The 22822-nt window shown below is 36.0% G+C and carries 20 protein-coding genes; 6 read left to right on the top strand and 14 right to left on the bottom strand.

Translation table 11 applies throughout. The annotated features are described in order from the left end of the window. Window positions 1-38: 38 nt before the first annotated feature. The 4 genes from RNZ47_RS11295 to RNZ47_RS11280 all read right to left on the bottom strand — a co-directional run bounded on the left by RNZ47_RS11295 (window position 39) and on the right by RNZ47_RS11280 (window position 5688). A complete protein-coding gene (locus tag RNZ47_RS11295) occupies window positions 39-2714 on the bottom strand; it encodes a DNA gyrase/topoisomerase IV subunit A (protein WP_311940018.1) in 2676 nt (891 codons plus the stop codon). 6 nt (window positions 2715-2720) lie between these two features. Further along, window positions 2721-4583, bottom strand: coding sequence for a DNA topoisomerase IV subunit B (locus tag RNZ47_RS11290; protein ID WP_311940017.1), 1863 nt, complete (start codon window positions 4581-4583; stop codon window positions 2721-2723). Between the two features lie 116 nt (window positions 4584-4699). Beyond that, window positions 4700-4921 carry an EamA family transporter gene (locus RNZ47_RS11285; RefSeq protein ID WP_311940015.1) on the bottom strand — a complete coding sequence of 74 codons (222 nt, stop codon included), beginning with the start codon at window positions 4919-4921 and terminating at the stop codon, window positions 4700-4702. A gap of 2 nt (window positions 4922-4923) precedes the next feature. Further along, the gene (locus RNZ47_RS11280; RefSeq protein WP_311940013.1) at window positions 4924-5688 is read right to left on the bottom strand and encodes a TIGR02757 family protein; all 765 of its coding nucleotides are present in this window, start codon (window positions 5686-5688) and stop codon (window positions 4924-4926) included. Between the two features lie 161 nt (window positions 5689-5849). Between RNZ47_RS11280 and RNZ47_RS11275 the strand changes: the two genes are divergently transcribed. Both RNZ47_RS11275 and RNZ47_RS11270 read left to right on the top strand, forming a co-directional pair. Further along, entirely contained in the window at window positions 5850-6710 is an 861-nt protein-coding gene (locus tag RNZ47_RS11275; RefSeq protein ID WP_311940011.1) for a mechanosensitive ion channel family protein, read from the top strand. A 275-nt stretch (window positions 6711-6985) separates the two neighbouring features. Continuing rightward, window positions 6986-7795 (top strand): hypothetical protein, encoded by an 810-nt coding sequence (locus tag RNZ47_RS11270; RefSeq protein WP_311940009.1) that lies wholly within the window; start codon window positions 6986-6988, stop codon window positions 7793-7795. 76 nt (window positions 7796-7871) lie between these two features. On the opposite strand, the gene RNZ47_RS11265 is transcribed toward RNZ47_RS11270, so the two are convergent. Together RNZ47_RS11265 and RNZ47_RS11260 are read right to left on the bottom strand one after the other, a co-directional pair. Next, window positions 7872-8537, bottom strand: a complete 666-nt coding sequence (locus RNZ47_RS11265; RefSeq protein ID WP_311940007.1) for an ABC transporter ATP-binding protein — start codon at window positions 8535-8537, stop codon at window positions 7872-7874. A 52-nt stretch (window positions 8538-8589) separates the two neighbouring features. Continuing rightward, complete coding sequence (locus RNZ47_RS11260) at window positions 8590-11100, bottom strand: DUF5916 domain-containing protein (RefSeq protein WP_311940005.1); 2511 nt, start codon at window positions 11098-11100, stop codon at window positions 8590-8592. Window positions 11101-11382: 282 nt separating this feature from the next. Here RNZ47_RS11260 and folE point away from each other — a divergent pair, with 282 nt between their 5' ends. Further along, window positions 11383-11970, top strand: coding sequence for a GTP cyclohydrolase I FolE (gene folE / locus RNZ47_RS11255; RefSeq protein ID WP_311940003.1), 588 nt, complete (start codon window positions 11383-11385; stop codon window positions 11968-11970). 43 nt (window positions 11971-12013) lie between these two features. Further along, a complete protein-coding gene (locus RNZ47_RS11250; protein WP_311940001.1) occupies window positions 12014-12304 on the top strand; it encodes a hypothetical protein in 291 nt (96 codons plus the stop codon). Window positions 12305-12462: 158 nt separating this feature from the next. Here the strand turns inward: RNZ47_RS11250 and RNZ47_RS11245 are convergent, their stop codons facing one another. From RNZ47_RS11245 to RNZ47_RS11210, 8 genes are all read right to left on the bottom strand, one after another. Beyond that, the gene (locus RNZ47_RS11245; protein ID WP_311939999.1) at window positions 12463-14688 is read right to left on the bottom strand and encodes a TonB-dependent receptor; all 2226 of its coding nucleotides are present in this window, start codon (window positions 14686-14688) and stop codon (window positions 12463-12465) included. 65 nt (window positions 14689-14753) lie between these two features. Next, window positions 14754-15086, bottom strand: coding sequence for a hypothetical protein (locus tag RNZ47_RS11240; protein WP_311939996.1), 333 nt, complete (start codon window positions 15084-15086; stop codon window positions 14754-14756). Beyond that, entirely contained in the window at window positions 15086-15580 is a 495-nt protein-coding gene (locus RNZ47_RS11235) for a DUF6787 family protein (RefSeq protein WP_311939994.1), read from the bottom strand. The genes RNZ47_RS11240 and RNZ47_RS11235 overlap by 1 nt, the downstream gene beginning before the upstream one ends. Before the next feature lie 36 nt (window positions 15581-15616). Then, entirely contained in the window at window positions 15617-16054 is a 438-nt protein-coding gene (locus RNZ47_RS11230) for a DUF6146 family protein (RefSeq protein ID WP_311939992.1), read from the bottom strand. Window positions 16055-16178: 124 nt separating this feature from the next. Continuing rightward, entirely contained in the window at window positions 16179-16817 is a 639-nt protein-coding gene (locus RNZ47_RS11225) for a DUF937 domain-containing protein (RefSeq protein WP_311939990.1), read from the bottom strand. A gap of 119 nt (window positions 16818-16936) precedes the next feature. Then, entirely contained in the window at window positions 16937-17887 is a 951-nt protein-coding gene (locus RNZ47_RS11220; RefSeq protein WP_311939988.1) for a D-2-hydroxyacid dehydrogenase, read from the bottom strand. A gap of 106 nt (window positions 17888-17993) precedes the next feature. Continuing rightward, on the bottom strand, window positions 17994-19058 hold the full coding sequence (gene serC / locus RNZ47_RS11215; protein ID WP_311939986.1) for a 3-phosphoserine/phosphohydroxythreonine transaminase: 1065 nt from the start codon (window positions 19056-19058) through the stop codon (window positions 17994-17996). Between the two features lie 113 nt (window positions 19059-19171). Further along, a complete protein-coding gene (locus RNZ47_RS11210; protein ID WP_311939985.1) occupies window positions 19172-20230 on the bottom strand; it encodes an acyl-CoA reductase in 1059 nt (352 codons plus the stop codon). Window positions 20231-20306: 76 nt separating this feature from the next. Here RNZ47_RS11210 and RNZ47_RS11205 point away from each other — a divergent pair, with 76 nt between their 5' ends. Beyond that, window positions 20307-20660: a 4Fe-4S dicluster domain-containing protein gene (locus RNZ47_RS11205; RefSeq protein WP_311939983.1), complete on the top strand. Its 354-nt coding sequence runs from the start codon at window positions 20307-20309 to the stop codon at window positions 20658-20660. A gap of 220 nt (window positions 20661-20880) precedes the next feature. Beyond that, window positions 20881-22539 (top strand): tetratricopeptide repeat protein, encoded by a 1659-nt coding sequence (locus tag RNZ47_RS11200; RefSeq protein ID WP_311939981.1) that lies wholly within the window; start codon window positions 20881-20883, stop codon window positions 22537-22539. Window positions 22540-22822: the final 283 nt, after the last annotated feature.

Raw genomic sequence — 22822 nt, 5'->3', positions numbered from 1 at the left:
ATTTTCATGTGCTTTTTTAATTTAAAATTATATCCTTTTTAAAACAATGTTATTTGCCCTTCATCATCTGTGTCCGATTCATGGGATTTATCGCTTGACTTTGATATATTACTTGTTTTTTTATCTTCCGAACTATTTGCCGAAACTTCCATTTCGTCCACAACTTCAATCTCATCGGCATGCTTTTCTTTTGGTGCTTCAAAAGGAATAGGATCCAACAAATTAATTTGATTGACCTTGTCTTTTGTCAATTGGTTCCCCAAAGCATTTATCCCCTTAACCGCAATAAACTCTTCAAGGTTAATTTCAACATTTTCTTTTCTGTCTTTTCCGCGCTCTTTGGCAAATACAATTTCAGCCATAGGCTTCCAATCGGTAGAAACTATTTCCAGCTGCGAATTGGGGTGCTCAGAAATAAACGATTCTTCTTTGCCTTCATTTTCAATTAAAAAGCGCTTTACATAATACAATTCTTTTTCACCATTAAAATAAATGGCCGATATAGGCTTTTTAGGCACCCATTTTTCCATAACAATCATATCGTCATCAAAATGCATGGTAACTTCCGGTGTTACCGTTTTTACCATTCCCGATTGATTGATGACTAATAACTTGTCTTCGCCTCTAAACTCGCCCACCAATTCACCTCTTCCATCAACATTTAAGCGTTGTACGGCATCATCAAACCAAATTTTGCGAGGTTTTAAGGTTGATACACCTTTCTCTTTCAACTCCACACGCTTCACGGAATATTTAGTTACCAAATTCCCTTTTGATGTGCGCCCTTTTATAAGAATATCTGCAAAATCGATATCCCATTTTAGTTTTTTTATACTGCCCGCTTGTCGCAAATTAACGGTAACCACTTCGGCTTCGCCATTAGGATTTGCCGAAAAATAGTAAAGCATCGACCCTTTGTTTCCGTTGGTTAAATCGTACTCTTTGTCGCGTGTAATACTGGTTACGGCAAATCGTTTTATGTATGATGGTCCACCTTTTCCATCGCGATAAATCATATTGTAAATGGTGCGCTTGTCCTTCTTTTTAAACACCGCCACATGAATGATGTCTTTACCAATAAAGGTTTTAGTGTCCACTTTGGTAACCATCATTTTGCCTTCTTTGGTAAACACAATAATATCGTCGATATCGCTGCAATCGCCAACATATTCGTTTTTGCGCAACGAGGTTCCAATAAAACCTTCTTCCCTATTTACATAAAGTTTGGTGTTCCGGATAACCACTTTGGTAGCATCGACATCATCAAACGTTCTGATTTCGGTTTTGCGTTCGCGCCCTTCGCCGTAATCTTTTTTAAGTCGCTTAAAATAAGCGATAGCATAATCAATTAGATTTGCCAAATGATGTTTTATCTGCGCTATTTGATCTTCTAAAGCATCAATTTTTTGCTGCGCTTTATCGATATCGAATTTTGAAATACGCTTGATTCGTATTTCGGTTAAACGCACAATATCGTCTTCAGTAATGGCACGTTTTAAATGTTTTATATGAGGTTGAAGGCCTTTATCGATAGCAGAAATAACACCTTCCCATGTTTCTTCTTCTTCAATATCGCGGTAAATCCTGTTTTCGATAAAAATACGTTCTAACGATGCGAAATGCCATTGCTCTTCAAACTCGTTTAATTTGATTTCCAATTCTTGCTTTAAAAGCTGAACGGTGTTATCGGTCGAACGCCGTAACATTTCCGTAACGCCTACAAACAAAGGCTTATTATCTTCAATAACACAACCTAATGGCGAAATTGACGACTCGCAGCTGGTAAACGCATATAGGGCATCAATGGTTTTATCTGGCGATAATCCTGACGGAAGATGGATTAATATTTCCACTTCGGCTGCGGTGTTATCTTCAATCTTTTTAACCTTGATTTTACCTTTATCGTTGGCTTTTAAAATGGAATCTATCAACGTTGATGTGGTAGTGCCAAAAGGAATTTCGGTAATGGCCAAAGTATTTTTATCTACTTGCGATATTTTTGCACGAACACGCACCTTGCCTCCGCGCAAACCATCGTTATAATTTGAAAAATCGGCAATTCCAGCCGTTGGAAAATCTGGTAGAATGGTAAATCGCTTGCCTTGTAAATGTTTTATGGAAGCTTCAATAAGCTCGATAAAATTATGTGGTAATATTTTAGTGGATAAACCTACCGCAATACCTTCGCCACCCTGTGCCAACAACAACGGAAACATAACCGGAAGGTTTACGGGCTCTTTTCGTCTGCCATCATAACTGGCCTGCCATTCGGTGATTTTAGGATTGAAAACAACATCGAGACCAAACTTTGAGATACGCGCTTCAATATAACGCGATGCCGCTGCCCTATCGCCCGTGAGAATGTTTCCCCAGTTTCCTTGGGTATCAATTAACAAATCTTTTTGACCGATTTGCACCATGGCATCGGCAATACTGGCATCACCGTGTGGGTGGTATTGCATGGTATGACCAACTATGTTCGCCACTTTATTGTAGCGCCCGTCATCCAAATCTTTCATGGAATGCATAATACGGCGCTGCACGGGCTTAAAACCGTCTTCAATAGCAGGTACGGCTCGTTCTAATATGACATACGAGGCATAATCTAAAAACCAATCTTTGTACATACCCGTAATTCGGGTAATGGTTTCTTGGGGGGCATCGTTTTGTTCTTTATTTATGTTGTTTAAATCGTCGTTTTCTTCTTCTATCATGCTGTGTTAGGCTTTCTCTTCTTCAATTAAATCCAATTCTACTTTCAAATTATCAATAATAAACTCTTGTCGATCCGGTGTGTTTTTACCCATGTAGAAAGACAACAAATCTTCAATAGACATATTATCGTCCAACATAATGGGGTCTAAACGAATATCATCGCCAATAAAATGCTTAAACTCATCGGGCGAGATTTCACCCAATCCTTTAAATCGTGTGATTTCCGGTTTTGGTTTTAATTTTTCAATGGCATCTCTTCGTTCTTCTTCAGAATAGCAGTAAATGGTTTCCTTTTTATTGCGCACCCTAAATAATGGGGTTTGCAAAATATACAAATGCCCTTCTTTGATGACTTCAGGGAAAAACTGAAGAAAGAATGTTATAAGCAACAACCGAATATGCATCCCATCAACATCGGCATCGGTAGCAATTACCACATTATTATAGCGTAAATCTTCTAAAGATTCTTCAATGTTTAAAGCAGCCTGAAGCAGATTGAATTCTTCGTTTTCGTAAACTATTTTTTTACTTAATCCGTAGCAGTTTAGTGGTTTTCCCTTTAAACTGAAAACGGCTTGTGTATTCACATCGCGCGATTTTGTAATACTTCCCGAAGCGGAATCGCCCTCGGTTATAAACAAAGTGGTTTCAAGGTTTCTTTCGTTTTTGGTATCTCCAAAGTGCACACGGCAATCGCGTAATTTTTTATTGTGAAGACTTGCTTTTTTTGCTCTGTCTTTGGCTAATTTTCTAATGCCCGATAATTCCTTGCGCTCGCGTTCGGCCTGTAAAATTTTACGCTGTATTTTCTCAGCCGTATCCGGGTTTTTATGTAGAAAATTATCTAAATGCGTTTTTACAAAATCGTTGATGTACGTACGCACCGTTGGTAAATCGCCACCCATATCGGTGGAACCCAATTTGGTTTTGGTCTGACTCTCGAAAACAGGCTCCATAACTTTTATGGCAATGGCACTGACTACCGATTTCCTAATGTCGGAGGCATCAAAATTTTTGCCATAATACTCACGAATGGTTTTAACTACAGCTTCTCTAAAGGCATTTAAATGGGTACCGCCCTGGGTGGTGTTTTGTCCGTTTACAAAACTGTGGTACTCTTCGCTATATTGTGTTTTACTGTGTGTTAAAGCAATTTCGATATCATCGCCACGTAAATGGATAATGGGATATAACCTATCGGATTCATTAATATTTTCGCTTAACAAATCCTTTAAACCGTTTTCGCTAAAATATTTTTCGCCATTAAAAACTATGGTTAAACCGGGGTTTAAATACACATAGTTTTTCAGCATTTTAATGATATACTCGTTTCTGTATTTATAATTTTTAAAGATGGCTTCATCAGGAACGAACGATACTTTTGTACCTTTTCTGCGCGACGTATCTTCCAATAAATCCTTGGTTACCAAATTACCCTGCTCAAATTCCGCGGAAGCGCTTTTACTATCGCGCGTAGATTCTACTCTAAAAAACGACGACAGCGCATTTACGGCTTTGGTACCAACACCATTTAAACCTACCGATTTTTTAAAGGCCTTGGAGTCGTATTTACCGCCGGTATTCATTTTTGAAACCACATCGACCACTTTACCCAACGGGATGCCACGACCGTAATCGCGCACCGTTACCTTGGTGCCTTGAATGGAAATTTCGATGGTTTTGCCCGCGCCCATAACATACTCGTCAATGGAGTTGTCGAGCACTTCTTTTAAAAGGATGTATATGCCATCGTCTGGCGACGAGCCATCACCCAATTTCCCAATATACATACCTGGGCGCATACGGATATGTTCTTTCCAGTCTAGTGAACGTATATTGTCTTCGGTATAATTGGATTGTACAGCCATAAAATAGAGCAAAATTTAATGATAGGACGCTAATATAACACAACCAATTATAATATAAAACAGCGATATCACAAAGTAATTAACAATAAAAAATTGTTTTTGTTGAGAACGTTGAACTACAGATTGTTTCCTTTTTTAAAAGACACCAATAAGATGCCAATAATTACCAATAAAGCGCCAAATAGCTGAAGCAATGATAAAGTTTCATTTAAAAAAATAGCAGCTAAAACTATGGTTGAAATCGGTCCCACTCCGGCAACAATTGTAAAGCTTGAAGAGCTGATCATTTTTATGGAATCCGACACTAAAAACGACGGAATCACGGTAGCGAAAACCACAATTAAAAACCCTCAAAAACACCTAACCCAAATAAGGCGAAATCGTATTTTACCGGGTCGTTTGCATCCAATTTTCGCAATGCCAAATCGAGTTCCAAAAGTGCTTTGGCATCATTTTGTTTGCGTTTTAAAAGGCCTAATTTTCGAGCTACATTTCCGGAATGCACATCTAAAGGACAAGATAACTGACTAGGCAACAAGCTTTTCCAAATACCAAAATCTACACCGGTGTTGTCGTTGCGCACCATCCACCTTAAAAACATATTAATGCGTTTTGCGGCGGAATTTTTAAGTGGATCGCTCACATGTTTTTGGGTACGCTGCAAATGTTCAATTTCAAAAAAAACAGACTTAAAATTTGAAATGGATTTTTGAAGCGAATCGGTTTCGGCATGCTTTGAGAACAAAGACTCCAAACCCGAGTGATTTAAATATACATGCCTAAGACTCTTTATAAACTGAATACAATCATTTCCATTAAAGGTTCGGTGCACAAAAGGTTGAAGTTTTTCCAAATCGGTTTCTCGGTGATTTAAAACAAAATCGTAAGGCGCATTATCCAATAATTCCATCAAACGCTTGGCATTGTTAATTATGCTTTTACGGTTTCCCCAAGCAATGGTCGCCGTTAAAAAACCGGCAATTTCAATATCTTCTTTTTTATGGAATTGATGTGGAATTTGAATGGGGTCGCTTTCAATAAACTGTGGGTTATTGTACTGAATAACTTTAGCGTCTAAAAATTCTTTGAGTTCTGCTTTTTTCAAGAAGTAAATTTTGAGGGTAAAAGTAAGTAATCTAAATAAGTTTAGTCATAAAATAAATAGTGAGTTATTGAAATTATAAGTTAAAAAAACTAACTTAGCTAAACGATTTATATAAATTATTGAAACATATCCAAATCGCTGAGCGACAGTAAAAGAACAACATGGAAACATTAAAAGATTTTTTAGACCTTGAGCTTATCCGTATAGGAAAAAACAGTATAGAGGTGTTTACATTAGTGACCGTTTTAATGATTTTTCTGGTTTCCAAACTCATCATTTTGGTCATCAAAAAAGCGCTTTTTCGCAAACGTCAATTTAAAAAACTCACCAAAGGGAGTGCTTATGCCCTACTTCAAATTATTAGATATTTTATATGGATAATTGCAATCGGGCTTATTCTGGAAACCGTTGGTGTTAAGGTTACCGTATTACTGGCCGGTTCTGCGGCTTTACTAGTTGGTATTGGCTTAGGTTTGCAGCAAACATTCAACGATATTATATCCGGAATAATTTTACTTTCCGAACAATCTATAAAAATAGATGACGTTTTGGACATTGATGGCGATATCGTTAAGATACAAAGTATTGGTTTGCGAACATCCAAAGCACTAAATACCGACCACGTCTCTATAATTATTCCAAATTCATTAATCACAACCAATAAGGTTATAAACTGGAGCCATCAAACCATGAAAACGCGCTTTAGAATTGATGTTGGTGTTGCTTATGGAAGTGATATTGATTTGGTTATAAAAATTATGGAAGAAAGTGCTTTTGAACATCCCGATATACCTGACCGTGAAACAACAGAAGCGCGATTGGTGAATTTTGGCAGTTCATCATTGGATTTTCAAGTTTTGTTTTTCAGTCAAAATATATTTCGGATAAGTAAAGTGAAAAGCGATATACGCAGAACTATTAGTCGGGAATTTGCCAAAAACAATATCTCTATACCTTTTCCTCAAATGGATTTACATGTAATATCAAATGCTAACGAATCCAAAAAAAAGGATAAAGAATAACACCAAATAATCTGGTTTTGTTTTAATGGTTTGTTTGCTAAAAAGCTTCAAATAATCGAAAGATATTCTAGCAATTGTTATTTAGAGCTTCTGAATAATTTCCACTGTTTATATTTTAACCGAGCATTTTCTTTAATATAATTCGAAGTTAAAAACTTACAATATTTAAAAAAATATCGATGAAATACACAAATCAACTTCAAATTACAAAATTTATAGCCCAGTTGTACTAAAATTTTAATTTAAAACGTTAATTAGCAAATAAAATAAATATTATGAGAAAAATTTTAGCCCCAATTCTTGTACTGCTTTTTATGAGCTGTCAAGATGATGAATTAAAACCAATTGATGCCTCCGCATCTGCTATTGAAGTTTTAACCGAGTATGCCATTGTAAACAAAGTTTTTCAGGATGTAGGCAATAACAGTGGCGATGCTGTTTTAAGTTCGGAAAGTTCGACCACTTCCAAATCGAGTAAAACCAAAAATGGCGACAGCCCGATAATTACTGTTGAACCATTAGATTTTACTACATTTCCTAAAACCATTACGATTGATTATCAATCAGGCGTATTGTGTAAAGATGGCATTACACGTAAAGGTAAAGCCATTATTGTTTCAACCGATTGGTACGGCAAACCAGATAGTGAGCACACTACAACCTTTGCAGATTATTACCATGAAGGCTTTAAGGTTGAAGGCACGCACCACGTTAAAAATTTAGGTAAAAATCAAGATGATCATTTAGAATACAGTGTGACCATCGAAAACGGAAAAATCACAGCAGAAAATGGCGCGTCTGTAAATTACATCGAAAATTCTACCAGAACTTGGGTAGCAGGTTCCGATACACCCTTTAATATTTGGGACGATGAATATATGCTAGATGGTACACAATCTGGAACAAGCTCCAAAGGCATTCCGTATGCACTGACTGTTGAAGAATCCTTGCATTTTGTGCTGTTGCCAAGAAGTATAAAATCTGGTATTCTTGATATTGATGTGGCCGAAATAAATGATATTAAATTGAATTATACCAATTCAACCATAACCATTTTGGGCCAAACATATCCTTTAGGAAATTAATTATTAAAACACATAAGTAAGCAAAAGGGCTCATAAACATTTATGAGCCCTTTTTTATTGCTTAAATTATCTAAGTTTAGTTGTTGATTATTTTCCCGTCAACCATCGTGAGTTTTCTATCGGCGAGATTTGCCAGTTCTTCATTGTGTGTAACAATTACAAAGGTTTGCCCAAACTCTTCGCGGAGTTTAAAAAACAGGCTGTGTAAGGTTTCGGCCGATTCGCTGTCCAGGTTTCCAGAAGGCTCGTCGGCAAAAATTAAATCGGGGTTATTTATTAAAGCCCTAGCCACGGCAACCCGTTGTTGCTCACCACCAGACAATTCGTTTGGTTTATGATCCTGACGATGCGATAAGCCTAAAAAATCCAATAGTTCTTTGGCGCGTTTTTCAGCTTCTGTTTTTTTGGTGCCTTTTATAAATGCCGGTAAGCACACGTTTTCCAAAGCTGTAAACTCTGGTAATAATTGATGAAACTGAAAGATAAATCCAATATGCTCGTTCCTAAACTTTGCCAAGGCTTTATCGTTTAGCGTATTAATATCGGTATTGTTAATGGTGATATTGAAATCTTCTTTTTCCGAAGCGCGATCTAAGGTGCCCAACAGTTGCAACAAGGTGGTTTTTCCTGCTCCAGAAGCACCGACAATAGAGACGATTTCGCCTTTTTTCACATGAATATCAACACCTTTAAGGACGTGTAAATCGTTGTAATATTTATGAACGTTATGTGCTTTAATCATACAAAATAATTAGGGCAATGAAAGTAATACTTTATAGATTTATAAGCAACGATTAGCTGTTACTTTTCTTTTTAAAAACATTTTTAAGATTTGAATAATCGATAAAGTATTGAAGTTTTAATGAAAACACATGTTGTATAGGTTGATCGAATAAGGTGTTTAAACTATTAAAATAATTGTCTTTTGAGGCCGAGTCTGAATTGAATAACGAGTTTCGGTACAACGCGGTAAGTTGGCTACCCGGAGCAAATTGCCACGAGTAACGCAAATCTAAATTCCAAGTATTGAAATTAATATTCGGGCTTTCAGCTATGCTATCTACATTGTAGCCGTTATTTGCTGAAAGTGTGCCGTCGTTTTCAAGAATAAACAGTTGGTAATCGTAGTTTACGGTGCTCCAAAAGTTTCTAAAAGTTAGGCTTATGGCGTGTAGCGGATTAAAATTATAGGCTCCTGAAAGACCGTTTTCAACCGAAACCACATCGCGTTCGCCAAAAACAATATCAACATTTATATTATCAACAAAACCGCGACTTCCTTTGTTGTTTTGGTATTCAAATTCATAAGACACCCTAAACTTATCATTAAATCTTATGGTGGGTTCCACCTCAAACTCATAGCCAAACAAATCTCTTTCTTTGTCAAACATGGTAAACGACCCTAAATTGGCTTCAACTGAAAATGTTTTATTGGCATTGGTTTCAAACCAAACACCGGCCGATCCGAAGTTTTTGTAAATAAAAAAGCGTTTGTTTTCAAAATCGCGGGGTTCAAAGTAGTCGTATTGTTTTCCCAAATCAAAATTTACCCGGGCCCCAAACCACATCAATTTTTTGGTTTGTGCATTAACACGCATTCCAAGGTTTGCCCCAGTAAAAGTACTCGGGTTGTACAACCGGCGGTAATTTACCCAAGTGTTAAACCTAAAATCATTCAACTTTTCAGTAGGTTCAAAAATTTGATAGGAAGCATCAAAACCAAAATTGTTATAGTTGTTTCGGTTGTTCAATCCCAAATCGTTGATATCGTATTCTTCATCTGCAAAACTATGGTCGAAACTATAGCGGTACTTACCATGTGTTTTTCCCACCATAAAGAATGAACTTAAACCTGTACTCACGCCATCGGGCAAATTCACATTGCTCATTTTTACTTGACCACGAATATTATAGGTGTTTCTTTTATTTGAAATATCGGCTAAAAACCCCGTAACATTGGCGTCTCTAAAACCACCATCTCTTGTTACATTGGTGTTTATAAGACTTACTGAAGAATTGCCATTAAACTGTTGGTCGAGCACCAAAATGTTGTAATTGGCAAGCGGTTCGGTAACTCTATTCCTGTATGAAATAACACTATCTGTTATGGCTTGTGTGTTTTGATCTCTAATGTATTCGGTGGTTTTTATTTTAACCTGCGTTTTTTCGGTTACGGCATTAAAAAAACCAACACCCAATCCTTTTTTTGTACGCCCCGAAACCTTAACGGCATTTAATGTTTTAACAATGTCTGGGTTATCGATAATTTCCTCGTTAATATTGCTATTGTTAATCAGTTCGTCCTCAACACGATCTTGTTCCACAGGTGCATTACCAATACGCCTTGAAAAAAACAAATCGCCTTTGTTGAACAAATCGACACCTTCTTTAAAAAACTGGCGTTGTTCGCTAAATGTTTGCTCAAACGGGCCAAGGTTCAATCTTACGTTATCAAAAGCTGCCTGACTAAAATCGGGTATTAAAGTGGCATCTAAAGTAAAATTTTCGGTGATGCCGTATTTAACATCCAACCCAACGTTAAAATCGGTTTCGCGTTCACCATCAAAAGATGTTGAAATGCCCGACACAAACGGATAAAAACTCAAACGCGTTGGTGGTTTAATGTTTTTAATGCCGGTTAATTCGCCGTGATATAAACCAACATTTCCTTTGGTTCTGTCAATAGGATTCCAAGAATATTGCGAGTTATCAACTCTAAATCGTCTGTGAAACTGCACGCCCCAAGTTTGTACCTCATCGTTAGAAAACCGAAGGGCTCGGTACGGAATTTTCATTTCTACAATCCACCCGTCGTCAACAATTTTAACGGCACTATCCCAAACGGCATTCCATCCAAAATCCTCGCCGTTATCAATACTCGGCGAAGCCACAGCATCAGCCTGATTGCCTGAGCTAAACACAAAAAATTCGGTATCGTTTTGGGCATCGTTATTAGGGTTCAACACCACACCAAAAAAATCGGATTGCCCAAAATTATCGCGGGTCGAAAATTGTTTTTGAATATCCTCTGGATAATCTTTTAAATAGGCAGCAATATAAATGGCGTTGTCATCATAAGTTATCTTTACAACCGTTTTTTGATGCGCTTTCTCTGCTACACCCATTTCCGGTCTAAACTGAGTAAAGTCTTTGGCTTCGTTTGCCTGTTCCCATGCCGGGTCATTTAGCACACCATCAATTTTCGGCGGCTTATCAGTCCTTACAATATTTAAGGTTTTTTTATCCTGGGCAAAGGCAAAAAAAGAGAATAATAAAATAAAGCAGAGCGTTGTTGGTTGCCTCATTAAGGTTGATTTTTGTTGTTTTGGTTGATGGTTAAAAGACCATATTAATCAAAAATTGTTACACTTTTAACAAATGTACTTTTGTTAAAACCGTATTAATCTTAAGTAAACGTTAAAAAAACAAACTAATTGTTAATATTTTTTTGAAATTTTAATAAGAAGATAACGTCTAAGTTTTTTTGACTATTTTTATTCGAACAAGAATGTTTTGAAGCATGGTTTTGATGTTTCAGTAAAAATGTCATTCTCGCTTAAGCTATAAATTTTAATAAAAAACACAGCATGCCATATAAAAGTTTTGAAGAGTACAACATTCAGGTAACCGACGATGTTAAGGACAGATATAAAAACATTATTGAAGATTTAGGCGAAGATACCCAACGTGATGGTTTGTTAAAAACTCCCGAGCGTGCCGCAAAAGCGATGCAATTTTTAACCCAAGGCTACAACCAAGATCCGGTTGAAGTTCTTAAAAGCGCCATGTTTAAAGAGTCTTACAACGAAATGGTGATTGTGAAGGATATCGAATTATATTCGCTTTGCGAACACCATATTTTACCTTTTTTTGGTAAAGCCCACATTGCATACATCCCGAACGGACAAATAGTCGGGTTAAGTAAATTGCCCCGAATTGTAGATATATTTGCTAGACGACTGCAAGTGCAAGAACGCTTAACCGAACAGGTTTTAGATTGCATAAACGATACCTTAAAACCACAAGGCGTTGCTGTGGTTATTGAAGCGTCGCACATGTGTATGATGATGCGCGGTGTGCAAAAACAAAACTCGATAACAACAACTTCTGGGTTTAGGGGACAGTTTGAAAAAATTGAAACCAGAAACGAGTTTTTAAAACTGATTGGAAAGTAATTTTTGGTATATTTTTTGCGTTATTTAGATTAAAACAAGCCCTATGAATTTAGAAAATTTAAGTAAAAACAAAAAATTAACCTTAAGCATATTGTTTGATATTGTTGGTATGCTGACCCTTTTAGATATCATTTGGGCACCGGCATCGGCCTATTTAATGAGTAAAATGTATAAAGGGACAAGAGGTAAAGTGGCAGGTGTTGTATCGTTTATTGAAGAGGCCATTCCGGGTCTTGACATTATTCCAACCTTTACGATTATGTGGTTTTTAACCTATGTTTTTCAAAAGGAAGAAAAGCCTATTGTGATTGAGGTTGAAGCTGAAAATGAATAATAATATGATTATAAAAGCAGAAGCTGTCTAAAAAGTCGTTTGAATTTAATTTGTCAGGTTGAGCTTGTCGAAACCGATCTTGATTATCAGTAAGTTAAAATATTTCGACAAGCTCAATATGACATAGGGTAAGACCTTTTAGACAGCTTCTTTTTTAGTTATAAGCTATAGGTAAATCCTAAATTAATAGATCTGCCCATATTAAATATACCATCGGGTTTTAACCGCGACAAATGATTTACATACGTTTTATTGGTTAAATTATTTCCGGAAAGCGTAACGCTCAACTCATTTTTAAATACCGAAAAATCTCCACCTAAACCAGCGCTTAAAAGACTGTAGCCATTGGTATTGGTTTCAAAAGCACTCACGTTATTTTGTTTGAATGTCGATTTTAACTTCACAAAAGCATAGCCTTTTTTAATCCAATTATCTTCAAATTCAATTCTTATAATATTACTTATCGAGTTTGCAGGGATTAGCGGTAAATACGTATCATCCTTTTGCTTTCCCGTAACGGTTTCAAAACTCGACTCAAAATGCAACCAATCCAAAGGGTGCGGATGCAAATGCAACCCAAATTCGCCGCCATAAAGTTTAGCGTCGTTTTGTAAATACACAAAAACAGGCGTATTATCAATAACATTGCTGTTGGGCGAAAGGAAAATATAGTTGTTTATTTGGTTGTAAAAACCGTTTACAAAAATTTCTAAATGTTCGTTTTTCAATTCCAAAGCGACATCGGTTTGAAAGTTTTGTTCGCTTTTTAAATCGATGTTTCCTATTTCGTATCGATTCGTTCCTTCGTGACTCCCATCCGATGTAAGTTCGGATAAATTAGGCGCTCTAAATCCTGTTGCAAAATTTAATCGTGCGGTAATGTTTTCCGCAATGTTTTTTTTGATTCCGAAAGCCCCGTTAAAACTATTGAAGCTTTTGTTTATGCTTGAAACTACATTGATGTTCCGGTTATCAAAACGTGCCCCAAGTTGAATATCTATGTTTTCAAAATGAATATGAGAAGTTGCCAAAACACCAAAATCGTTGGTTGTCGCATCTGGTATCAATTCTTCTTCGCCATAATTTGAATTGATTTGATTCATCCCTTGGGCACCAATTATGGTTTCAAATTTGCCCAGTTTTGGGAGATGATATTTTACATCGTAATTAAATGTTTTTAGTTTCATTCGAAGTGCCGCTTCTAACATATCGTCTTCTTCTTCCCCTTCATGTTGTTCGTGCTCTTCTTCGGTTTCATGATGGTGATGATCTTCAAACTCTTTTCTATCATTATAAATATATCCCAAATTGAGGTCTAATTTCGAGTTGTTGAAAAACAAAACCGATTTTGAACTAAATATATGGTTTGTAATATTCTGAAACGGCAACAACGGCGTTTTGTTTGTTGATTGCTCTCCGATTTCTTCTGGAATGCCCAATTTAGAATTGTTGAGATTATATCGAAAAGCCGTTTTAATCGCTTGGTTTTGATAGCCCAAACCTGCTTTAAAATCCTGCTCTCTATAACGCGTATTGGTAACTCGATATGCTTTTGTTTTGTAATCTGAATGTTCGGTAAGACTTCCTCTAAATAAAAATTTAAAATTATTTACCGAAGATTTATATCCCGCATTGGTACTAAAGCCTTTGGTGTTGCTGTAATAATTAGTACCAAAATCGCCTGAATCGGTATTGTTATTGGCAAATCTTTCGGGGTTAAGATAAAGCACGCCGCCCAAAGCATCGCTACCGTAAAGCAACGAAGCTGGCCCTTTTATAACCTCAACACTTTCAACACCGGCATCGTTAACTCCCAGTCCGTGTTCGCTGCCGAATTGCTGATTTTCCAACCGAACGCCTTGCGTGTAAACCAAAACACGGTTAGAACTCAAACCTCTAATTACAGGTTTACCAATGCCTATGCCCGTAGTAACACTTTCTACACCGGCAATATTCGTAATGCCGTCGGCCAATGTTATGGCACCACTTGCCTTTAAGTCCGCTACGTTTTTGTGCTCAACTTTCATAACATTATCGCGCTGTAGTTTATGAAAAGGTGTGGAAATAATAATGCTTTCCATTTCAATGGCTGAAGGTTTTAATTGAACGGATAAAGGGTTGTTTAACGGAATGGTAATAGCTATCGATTGGGTTTCGTAACCCATCATTGAAAACAGCAAAATATGCGTGCCTGTGGGTAAATCATTTAAAGTAAACTCACCATTTTCGTTAGTGCTTGTGCCTTTTTCTAAATGAGGCACGTAAACGGTTACATAAACTAATTCTATATTTGTGCTAGCATCGGTTACGATGCCTTCTATTTTGTTTTGAGAATATATATTTGATACTGCCAATACTAGCAATATATTGAGAAACAACTTCATATATGAATTTTTAATTTAATAATTATTTTAAGCTGAAAACTAATTTCAACAATTTTATAATGGTATTAAATTAATGTCGGCGGACCGCGAAGTGAAGTTTGTAAGCGTTGGTATTTACTAAGAAAATAATATTGTGATGCAATTTGTTGGGTGTCAATTTGCTCTAAAAACAAATCAACATAAAAAAAAGAATACGTGAAATTTTTATTGAGTTTAAACTTGTAAAAATCGCAATCCACATCAACCTTATGTATATGGGTGGTGTTATATCCTTCACAAACTTCGTGGGTGTGGTGGGTAAATATATGTGCAAACTTTACAGCCGATGGCACTAAAAACAGAGCAGCAATACACAGTGTAATAACCTTAAAAGCGATATGTTCTTTAATACTCTGCATTAATCAAAAAAGCGTTTAAAGCCGATTTTACGAAGCATCTTTTTTTCAAAATCCCAAAAAAACTTGTATTGCCCAAAAAGCCATCCTATTAAAACCAGAAGTATTTGATAAAAAATAAATCCGATAACTATATACAATACCCAATACGTATAAGTTGGCAGGTTCTCTTTATTTATGCCCATGAGTTTAATGAGTGGCCTGCTTACAAATAATGATGACGTACCCGTGGTTGCAAACACCAAAAAAATGCTTATCATTTCCCATTTAAAGGTGACATTCCATTTTTTTTCCAATTTATTGAAAATGAAAAGAGTTAACTTTAAAAGTATAAAAAAGATAACACCACTTAACAATAACGTTAACATGATTTGGACATCTTTTAAAAGCACTTTAGATAATTTATAAGATGAGTAACCTAAAGCTATTAATCCCAAAAGGGGAAAAATAAGTTGCCAATTTTTATGTATTTGCCAATGCTCTTTAAATTTCTTCACTATAAAAATTTTGAGAGCAAAAATAGTTAAAGTGTTTTAAATTCTAGGTGTAAAACCAGCTAATTGTTGCTTATAAGTTAATTGGAAGTAGATAAAGTAATTATAAAGTTTATAATTTACATCGTAGCCATAATCAATTCCTGGTTGATAATCAATACGCAATTCGTAAAGGTCCGGATTAAAGCGCTGTGGCTGCATAACCCTACTATTCCATTCTGTAACGTAAAGATAATTTCTGTTTTCCAAAAATTGTTGCGAATAGTAACCTTCTGGTTTTGCTCTGCTTGCCAACCAAAAATTAAATCCCGGTTCGATAATAATTATTTCGTATTCCAGCTCATTGTTGGCAATTTTTACCGTATCGTTCTGGGTTACTTTATTTGTTACTTCGTTGTTTGAAGAAGGTATCTTTTTTGAGGAATTGCATCCAATAAGAAAACCTAAGACTAGGATTAGATAGAGAAACGTTTTCATAACTTAAATTTTTTTAATTTAAAGATACAAAAATCATTCCTTAATCGATTGATTTTTAACTGATTTTAAAAAAAAATACCAAACACAATGGTTGGCATTTTTAATTCTATAAAACGAATTTATTTTATTTTCCTCCAAAAAGGCCGCCTAATAAGCCACCTAGTCCGCCTTTTTTCTTGGCACTTCCCAATACCATTCCTGCAACGTCGTCAATAACACTACCGTCGCCATCGGCATCCAATATTTTTTCTAAAAAACTTTGTTCTTCTTTGGCTGCGCTACCACCAAGTAATCCACCTAGCAATCCACTCAAATCGTTTGGCGTACTCACATTGTTTTGTCTGGATTGTTTTCCTATAACACCCATTAAAATTGGAGCGGCCACCTTAAGAATATCGGCCACAGAACCTGCATCTAAACCAGATTTTTCGCCAATAATTTTTTCAACATCTTGCTTCTTGCTTCCTAAAACATGATTTAGAATTTTATCGCCATCTGTTTTAACCTCTTCATTAACACCGCCACTAAATAAACCTCCAAGGTTATCTAAAATGCTTCCGTCGTGCTTGTTCATTAATGCACCCATTAAGCCTTGGGCACCTTCCGGCGTTGATGTGTTTCTTTCCATAGCTTTCATTAATACCGGTAAAGCCATGGTTAAAACACTGCTCGTTCTGGTTTCATCGGTTCCTGTTGAGCCCGAAACACCACTAACAATGGTTTTTCCTAGGTCGCTGTTTAATAAGTCTAAAATTCCTGACATGATTGTATTTTGTTTTTTAAGATTAATAAATTGGATGTTGAAGGTACAAAAAAAGTCCCAACATATTGTTAGGACTCACTTATACCGTTTAGGTCACATTTTAATTAAAAAGAATTCCTTTACCCAAGAATACTTATAATTTGTGACGCTAATTCTGTACCAATTCTATCTTGTGCTTCGTTAGTTGCTGCACCGGTATGCGGTGTTAACGATAACGAAGGATTCATTAACAATTGAATTTCCGGCTTAGGTTCTTTTTCAAAAACATCCAAAGCTGCCCGTGCTACTTTACCGCTTTCAATAGCTTTTACAAGGGCTACTTCGTTTACCACACCACCACGAGCTGCATTGGCAATGATTACACCGTCTTTCATCATGTTAAATTCGGCTTCGTCTATAACGTAGCTTTCTTGTGATGGAACGTGTAACGTAATAAAGTCTGATTGTTTTAAAACATCTTGCTTAGAAATGGTCTCAATTTCAAAATTCAAGGTTTGTCCGTCAAAAAAGTCTAATTGCAAATTGGCTTTTTCCAAAAACGGATCGAAAGCAACCACTTTCATACCGGCGCCAATAGCTACTTTTGCGGTAGCTTGTCCAATTCGGCCAAAACCTAAAACACCTAAGGTTTTTCCTTTTAATTCAGTACCTTTAGCATAGGCTTTTTTTAAGCCTTTAAAATTGCTATCGCCTTCCAATGGCATATCTCTGTTTGAGTTGTGCAGGTAACGTGCTAATCCGTAAAGGTGCCCAAATACCAATTCTGCAACCGAATGCGAGGAAGCTGCTGGTGTATTTATAACCGAAATCCCTTTTTCGCGAGCATATTCAACATCAATATTATCCATTCCAACACCACCGCGACCAATAATTTTTAAGTTTGGGCAAGCATCAATTAAATCTTTGCGGACCTTGGTGGCACTGCGCACCAATAAAACATCGATTTTATTTTCGTTTATGTAATTTATTAGTTGCTCTTGTGAAACCGTTGTTGTAATGACTTGGTAACCGGCTTTTTCCAAAGCATCAATACCGCTTTGAGAAACACCGTCGTTTGCTAATACTTTCATTTAAATTCTGTTTTTGTCATTCCCACAAAGGCGGGAATCTTAATAATTATATTTCAGTTAGCTTCATGGGATACCCTGCTTCGAGGGAACACCAAATGCTAATCTATTACGCCTTACTTTCCAATTCGCTCATTATTTCAACTAAAGCTTTAACGCTGTCCAATGGCAATGCGTTATACATTGAGGCTCTGTAGCCACCAACACTTCTGTGCCCGTTTATACCGTTAATTCCACCTTCTTTCAGCATGGCTTCAAACGTTTCTTTTAAATTTTCGTTTTCTAAAGTGAATGTAGCATTCATGTTTGATCGGTCTTCTTTGGTTGCGAAACCTTTAAATAACGGATTCAAATCAATCTCAGAATACATTAAGCGTGCTTTCTTTTCGTTTTCCTTTTCAATAGCTTCAATGCCACCAAGGTTTTTTAACCACTCTAAAGTTAACATGGATGTGTACACGGCAAAAACTGGTGGTGTATTAAACATGCTCCCTTTGCTAATGTGCATTTTATAATCCATCATTGATGGAATTTTACGCGATACTTTGCCCAAAATATCTTCTTTAATAACCACTAAGGTTGTGCCCGCTGCTCCTAAATTTTTTTGTGCACCGGCGTAAATTAAATCGAATTGGCTGTAATCTATGGCACGCGAAAAGATATCGCTACTCATATCGCAAACCATTGGGATATCGCATTTTGGGAACGATTTCATTTGTGTGCCAAAAATGGTATTGTTGGTTGTAAAATGAAAATAATCGTAATCTGAAGGAATATCGTAACCTTTAGGAATGTAATTATAATTGGCGTTTTTTGATGATGCTACCTCGTAAATATCATCATAAATTCTGGCTTCTTTAATGGCTTTGTCTGCCCAAGTCCCCGAGTTTAAATAACCTGCTCTTTTTTCCAATAGATTTAAAGCCACCATTAAAAACTGTGTGCTAGCACCACCTTGTAAAAACAAGGCTTTGTAACCTTTACCTTCTAAACCGAGCAACTCCAAAGCCAATGCTCTGGCTTTTTCCATAATTTCAACAAAGTCTTTACTTCTGTGCGAAATCTCAATTACAGATAAACCACTGTTGTTATAATCCATTACTGCTTCAGAAGCTTTTAATAAGACTTCTTGTGGTAAAATAGATGGTCCTGCGTTAAAGTTGTGTTTTTTCATTAAATATTATTTTTTATTTCGACGAAAGCGAAAAACTATATTGTTGACTAATTTTGATTGCAAAGGTGGTAATTTCTATGTAAAATTGTGTTATTAAAATAATAATTTTTGCCCTATATTTCTGTTAAAAATGCAATAGTATCCACGTCATCTGCATAATCCCAAAGTTGTGGTTTTTGTGTGCTGCCAAAAGCAATTTCATTGTCTAAAAACCCGTTTGAAACCACACATTGTATTTGTTGTGCATCGGCCTTTAATTTTTGTTTTAGCTGATCTGCATCTTCGTAATATTCGTAAAACAAGGTTGCAATGGGCGATGTATAGCTTGCATCTTCTTTAATCATAAAAAAGCCGTTTTCAAGCATATCAAATTCACTCATTAAATACACGGCTTTATTATAGTCGTAATTATTAGCGTATTTGGCTTTTTCAACAATGGGATGCCAATGATAAATGGCTTCAAAAAAAGCATCAAATTTATAGTTTCTCGGCACAAAAAGTTTTGATACATTCCTGCAACCCAAACCGTAATATCTAAAAATATCTTCTGATAAATTTTCCAAATCTCCTTGCGATTCGTTGCCGTTTAAAACCGCAACCGAGTTTCGGTTATTTCTAATTATAGATGGTTTACCTTTAAAGTAATACTCAAAATAACGCGCTGTATTGTTGCTTCCCGTGGCAATTACAGCATCAAAATCTGTTAACTTTTCTTCGGTAAATTCAATTTTACCTTTAAAATCCTTTTCAACATACTCTAAATATTTGGCTAAAAAAGGAAGTAAATGTTTATCGTTTGATGATTGCTTAACCAATACCCGATGCCCAGAAATGAGCACCGATAAAAAATCGTGAAACCCTACCAACGGTATATTGCCTGCCATAATTATGGCGATCGTTTTAGGGTTAACAGCATCTAAATTATAAGGCTGCAACCATGTTGTTAAGTTTTTGAGAGTTAAGGAATCGGACCACCCTTTTAAGGCAAATTTTATGTTTTCTTCAGTGAACCAGCCATTGTGTTCTTCGGCCAACTTTAATTGATGCTTAAACCCGTCAAAGAATAAAACGTTGTGTTCCACATTATCCTTTTTTTGGATAGCTTCATTAGAAAATTGACTTATAAAATCTCCTAATTTTACAAAAGCGTTAATTCTTTGTTGTAAATTCATTCTATATTTGGTTATGAATGGTTTTGGCTTTATTTTTGCAACTGCAAATTTAAGCAAACTCAAGAGAAAAAACGCTATGGCAATTATAATAACAGACGAATGTATAAATTGTGGCGCATGCGAACCCGAATGCCCAAATACAGCAATATATGAAGGTGCGGACGATTGGCGCTATAAAGATGGTACGAGTTTAGAAGGTACCGTTGTACTAACCAACGGGACAGAGGTTGATGCCGACGAAGCGCAGGAACCGATTAGCGACGAAATTTATTACATTGTACCCGATAAATGTACTGAATGTAAAGGGTTTCACGACGAGCCACAGTGTGCTGCGGTTTGTCCGGTTGATTGTTGTGTGCCCGATGAAGATGTGGTGGAGACCGAAGAAGAATTATTGGCCAAACAACGCTTTATGCATCCTGATGGATAGACGATAATCGATATTTAACTATACAATGAATCCCGAGTTTTTACTTGGGATTTTTTTTTGAAAAACATTCAGCATCAAAAGTAAATCGTTTATAAAGTGAAACATTTTTAATCTAACTACGTCTTTAAACTATGGCTATACTTTGAATGGCCATAAAACCATCATTTTAAAGAAAAAGATTAACTTTGAACTCCTTTTTATGTCACACCCAAAACAGATAATGAAAGTTTTTATATCAATCTATGCTTTGTTAATATCAGTTGTGTGTTTTTCGCAACATAAAATTGATAGCTTAAAAGTTGCCATTGAAAACCAAATATCAAAGTCTGAAGCTTATGTCGATATTGTTAACGCATTGGGTTATAATTATTGGATTGTAGATTCCAACGAATCTTTAAAATATGGAAAACAGGCTTTAAAATTAGCCGATAGCCTTAACTATCTATCCGGAAAAGCCAAGGCAAATCGCGTACTTGGTGTAGCGTATTGGTCGCAGGGCAATCATTTAGATGCCATTAAACATTTAAACGAAGCCTTAAAGCAAAATAAAAACTTAAACAATTTAGAAGGTACCGCAAACTGCACATTAAATCTCGCTATGGTTTATGCCGCACTGCAAGAAGACGAAAAGGCTTTAAGTATGTACGACGACGCCATTACCCAATTTACCGCTTTAAATTTAGATGGCAGAATTGCCACAACGTTTACAAAAATCGCATCGATTTATATAAAACAGGATAGGCTTTACGACGCAAAGGAATATTTAACAAACGCACTAAAAATGCATACCGATGCTAATTTTACTTATGGCATTGCCGAAGCCCACAACAGGTTGGGTATTTTGTATGTTAAGCAAGGTGAAAAAGAACAGGCTTATTACCACATTGAAAAATCGATAATTTACGGTAGAAAAGTTAACGATACCGATGGTATGACCAGTAATCTTATCCAATACGGAAAGCTTCTTATGCTTGACCATAAATTTGATGCTGCCGAACAACATTTGGTTTTAGCCATAAAACGCGCTAAAGAAAACAATTTAAAACGCTATGAACTTGAGGCTTACCAAGAGTTAAAAACATTAAAACGACTTGAGGGAAAACCAGAAGAAGCTTTAGAATATTACGATAAATATGTGTCTTTAAAAGATAGTATTTTCAACTCGGAAAAAACCATGCGTATTTCGGCATTGGAATTTAACAACCAAATTGAAGCCAATGAAAAGGCATTGGAACTGCTTGCCGAAAAAGAGCGTTCCAATAATTTTGTTAAATGGAGCTTAATAATTGGTTTGGTAACCCTTATGTTTTTTACCATATTTTATTTTCTGAATTTTAAAAAACGTATTGCCCAAAGTAGAGAATTGCAAATTACCAAGGAGGAGTTTACTAAAACCGAATTGGAAAACGCCAAACTGAGACAGCAAGAATTAAAACAAAAATTAGACTATAGAAATAAAGAGCTCACCTCGTACACGCTTAATTTTGTACAGAAAAGCGAGCTGTTCCAGCAACTTAAAGAAAAAATAGAATCTTTAAAAACAGCGACGCCCAAACAGCATGACACAATTATTAGAGAGCTAAACCGGGTTATAAAACAGCATGTTAATATCGATAGGAATTGGGAAGATTTTAAGCGTTATTTTGAAGATGTGCACACAGGTTTTAACGAAAAGCTAAAAGCAAAGCACCCTAATCTCAGCACCAACGACTTACGGATTTGTGCGCTAACCCGACTTAATTTAAACATTAAAGAATCTGCAACCATATTAGGGATTACACCAGAGAGTGTAAAAACAGCGCGTTACAGACTCAGAAAAAAGCTTAACCTGGAACCCAACGAGGAGCTTTTAAGCTACTTTTTAAGTTTGGAAAACTAAAACCTCTGTTTTTCTTTTATATTTTTACTTCTTTTTTCCTTAAAAACAAAATATATTCAAATCATTGATTATTAACTCTTTACACTGTTAGTGTTCACCTATTGTTCACCTTTTTTTAAGTTAAAACTAAAAGTGGTCTATCTAAATTAATTCGATAGACCACTTTTTGTATACGCCCTTTTTTTTAAATCTCTTTCCTCTGCATTTAGATTTGCAGCATCATTTAAAACAAAAACGAACAGTTATGAATTATTTACAATCAAAAAAATACGATTCAACATTA

This window comes from Hwangdonia seohaensis, assembly GCF_031932625.1.
In the GTDB taxonomy this organism is placed as follows: Bacteria; Bacteroidota; Bacteroidia; order Flavobacteriales; family Flavobacteriaceae; genus Hwangdonia; species Hwangdonia seohaensis.
Note: the sequence above shows the minus strand (reverse complement) of the source record. Positions and strands in the feature narration are given on the sequence as shown.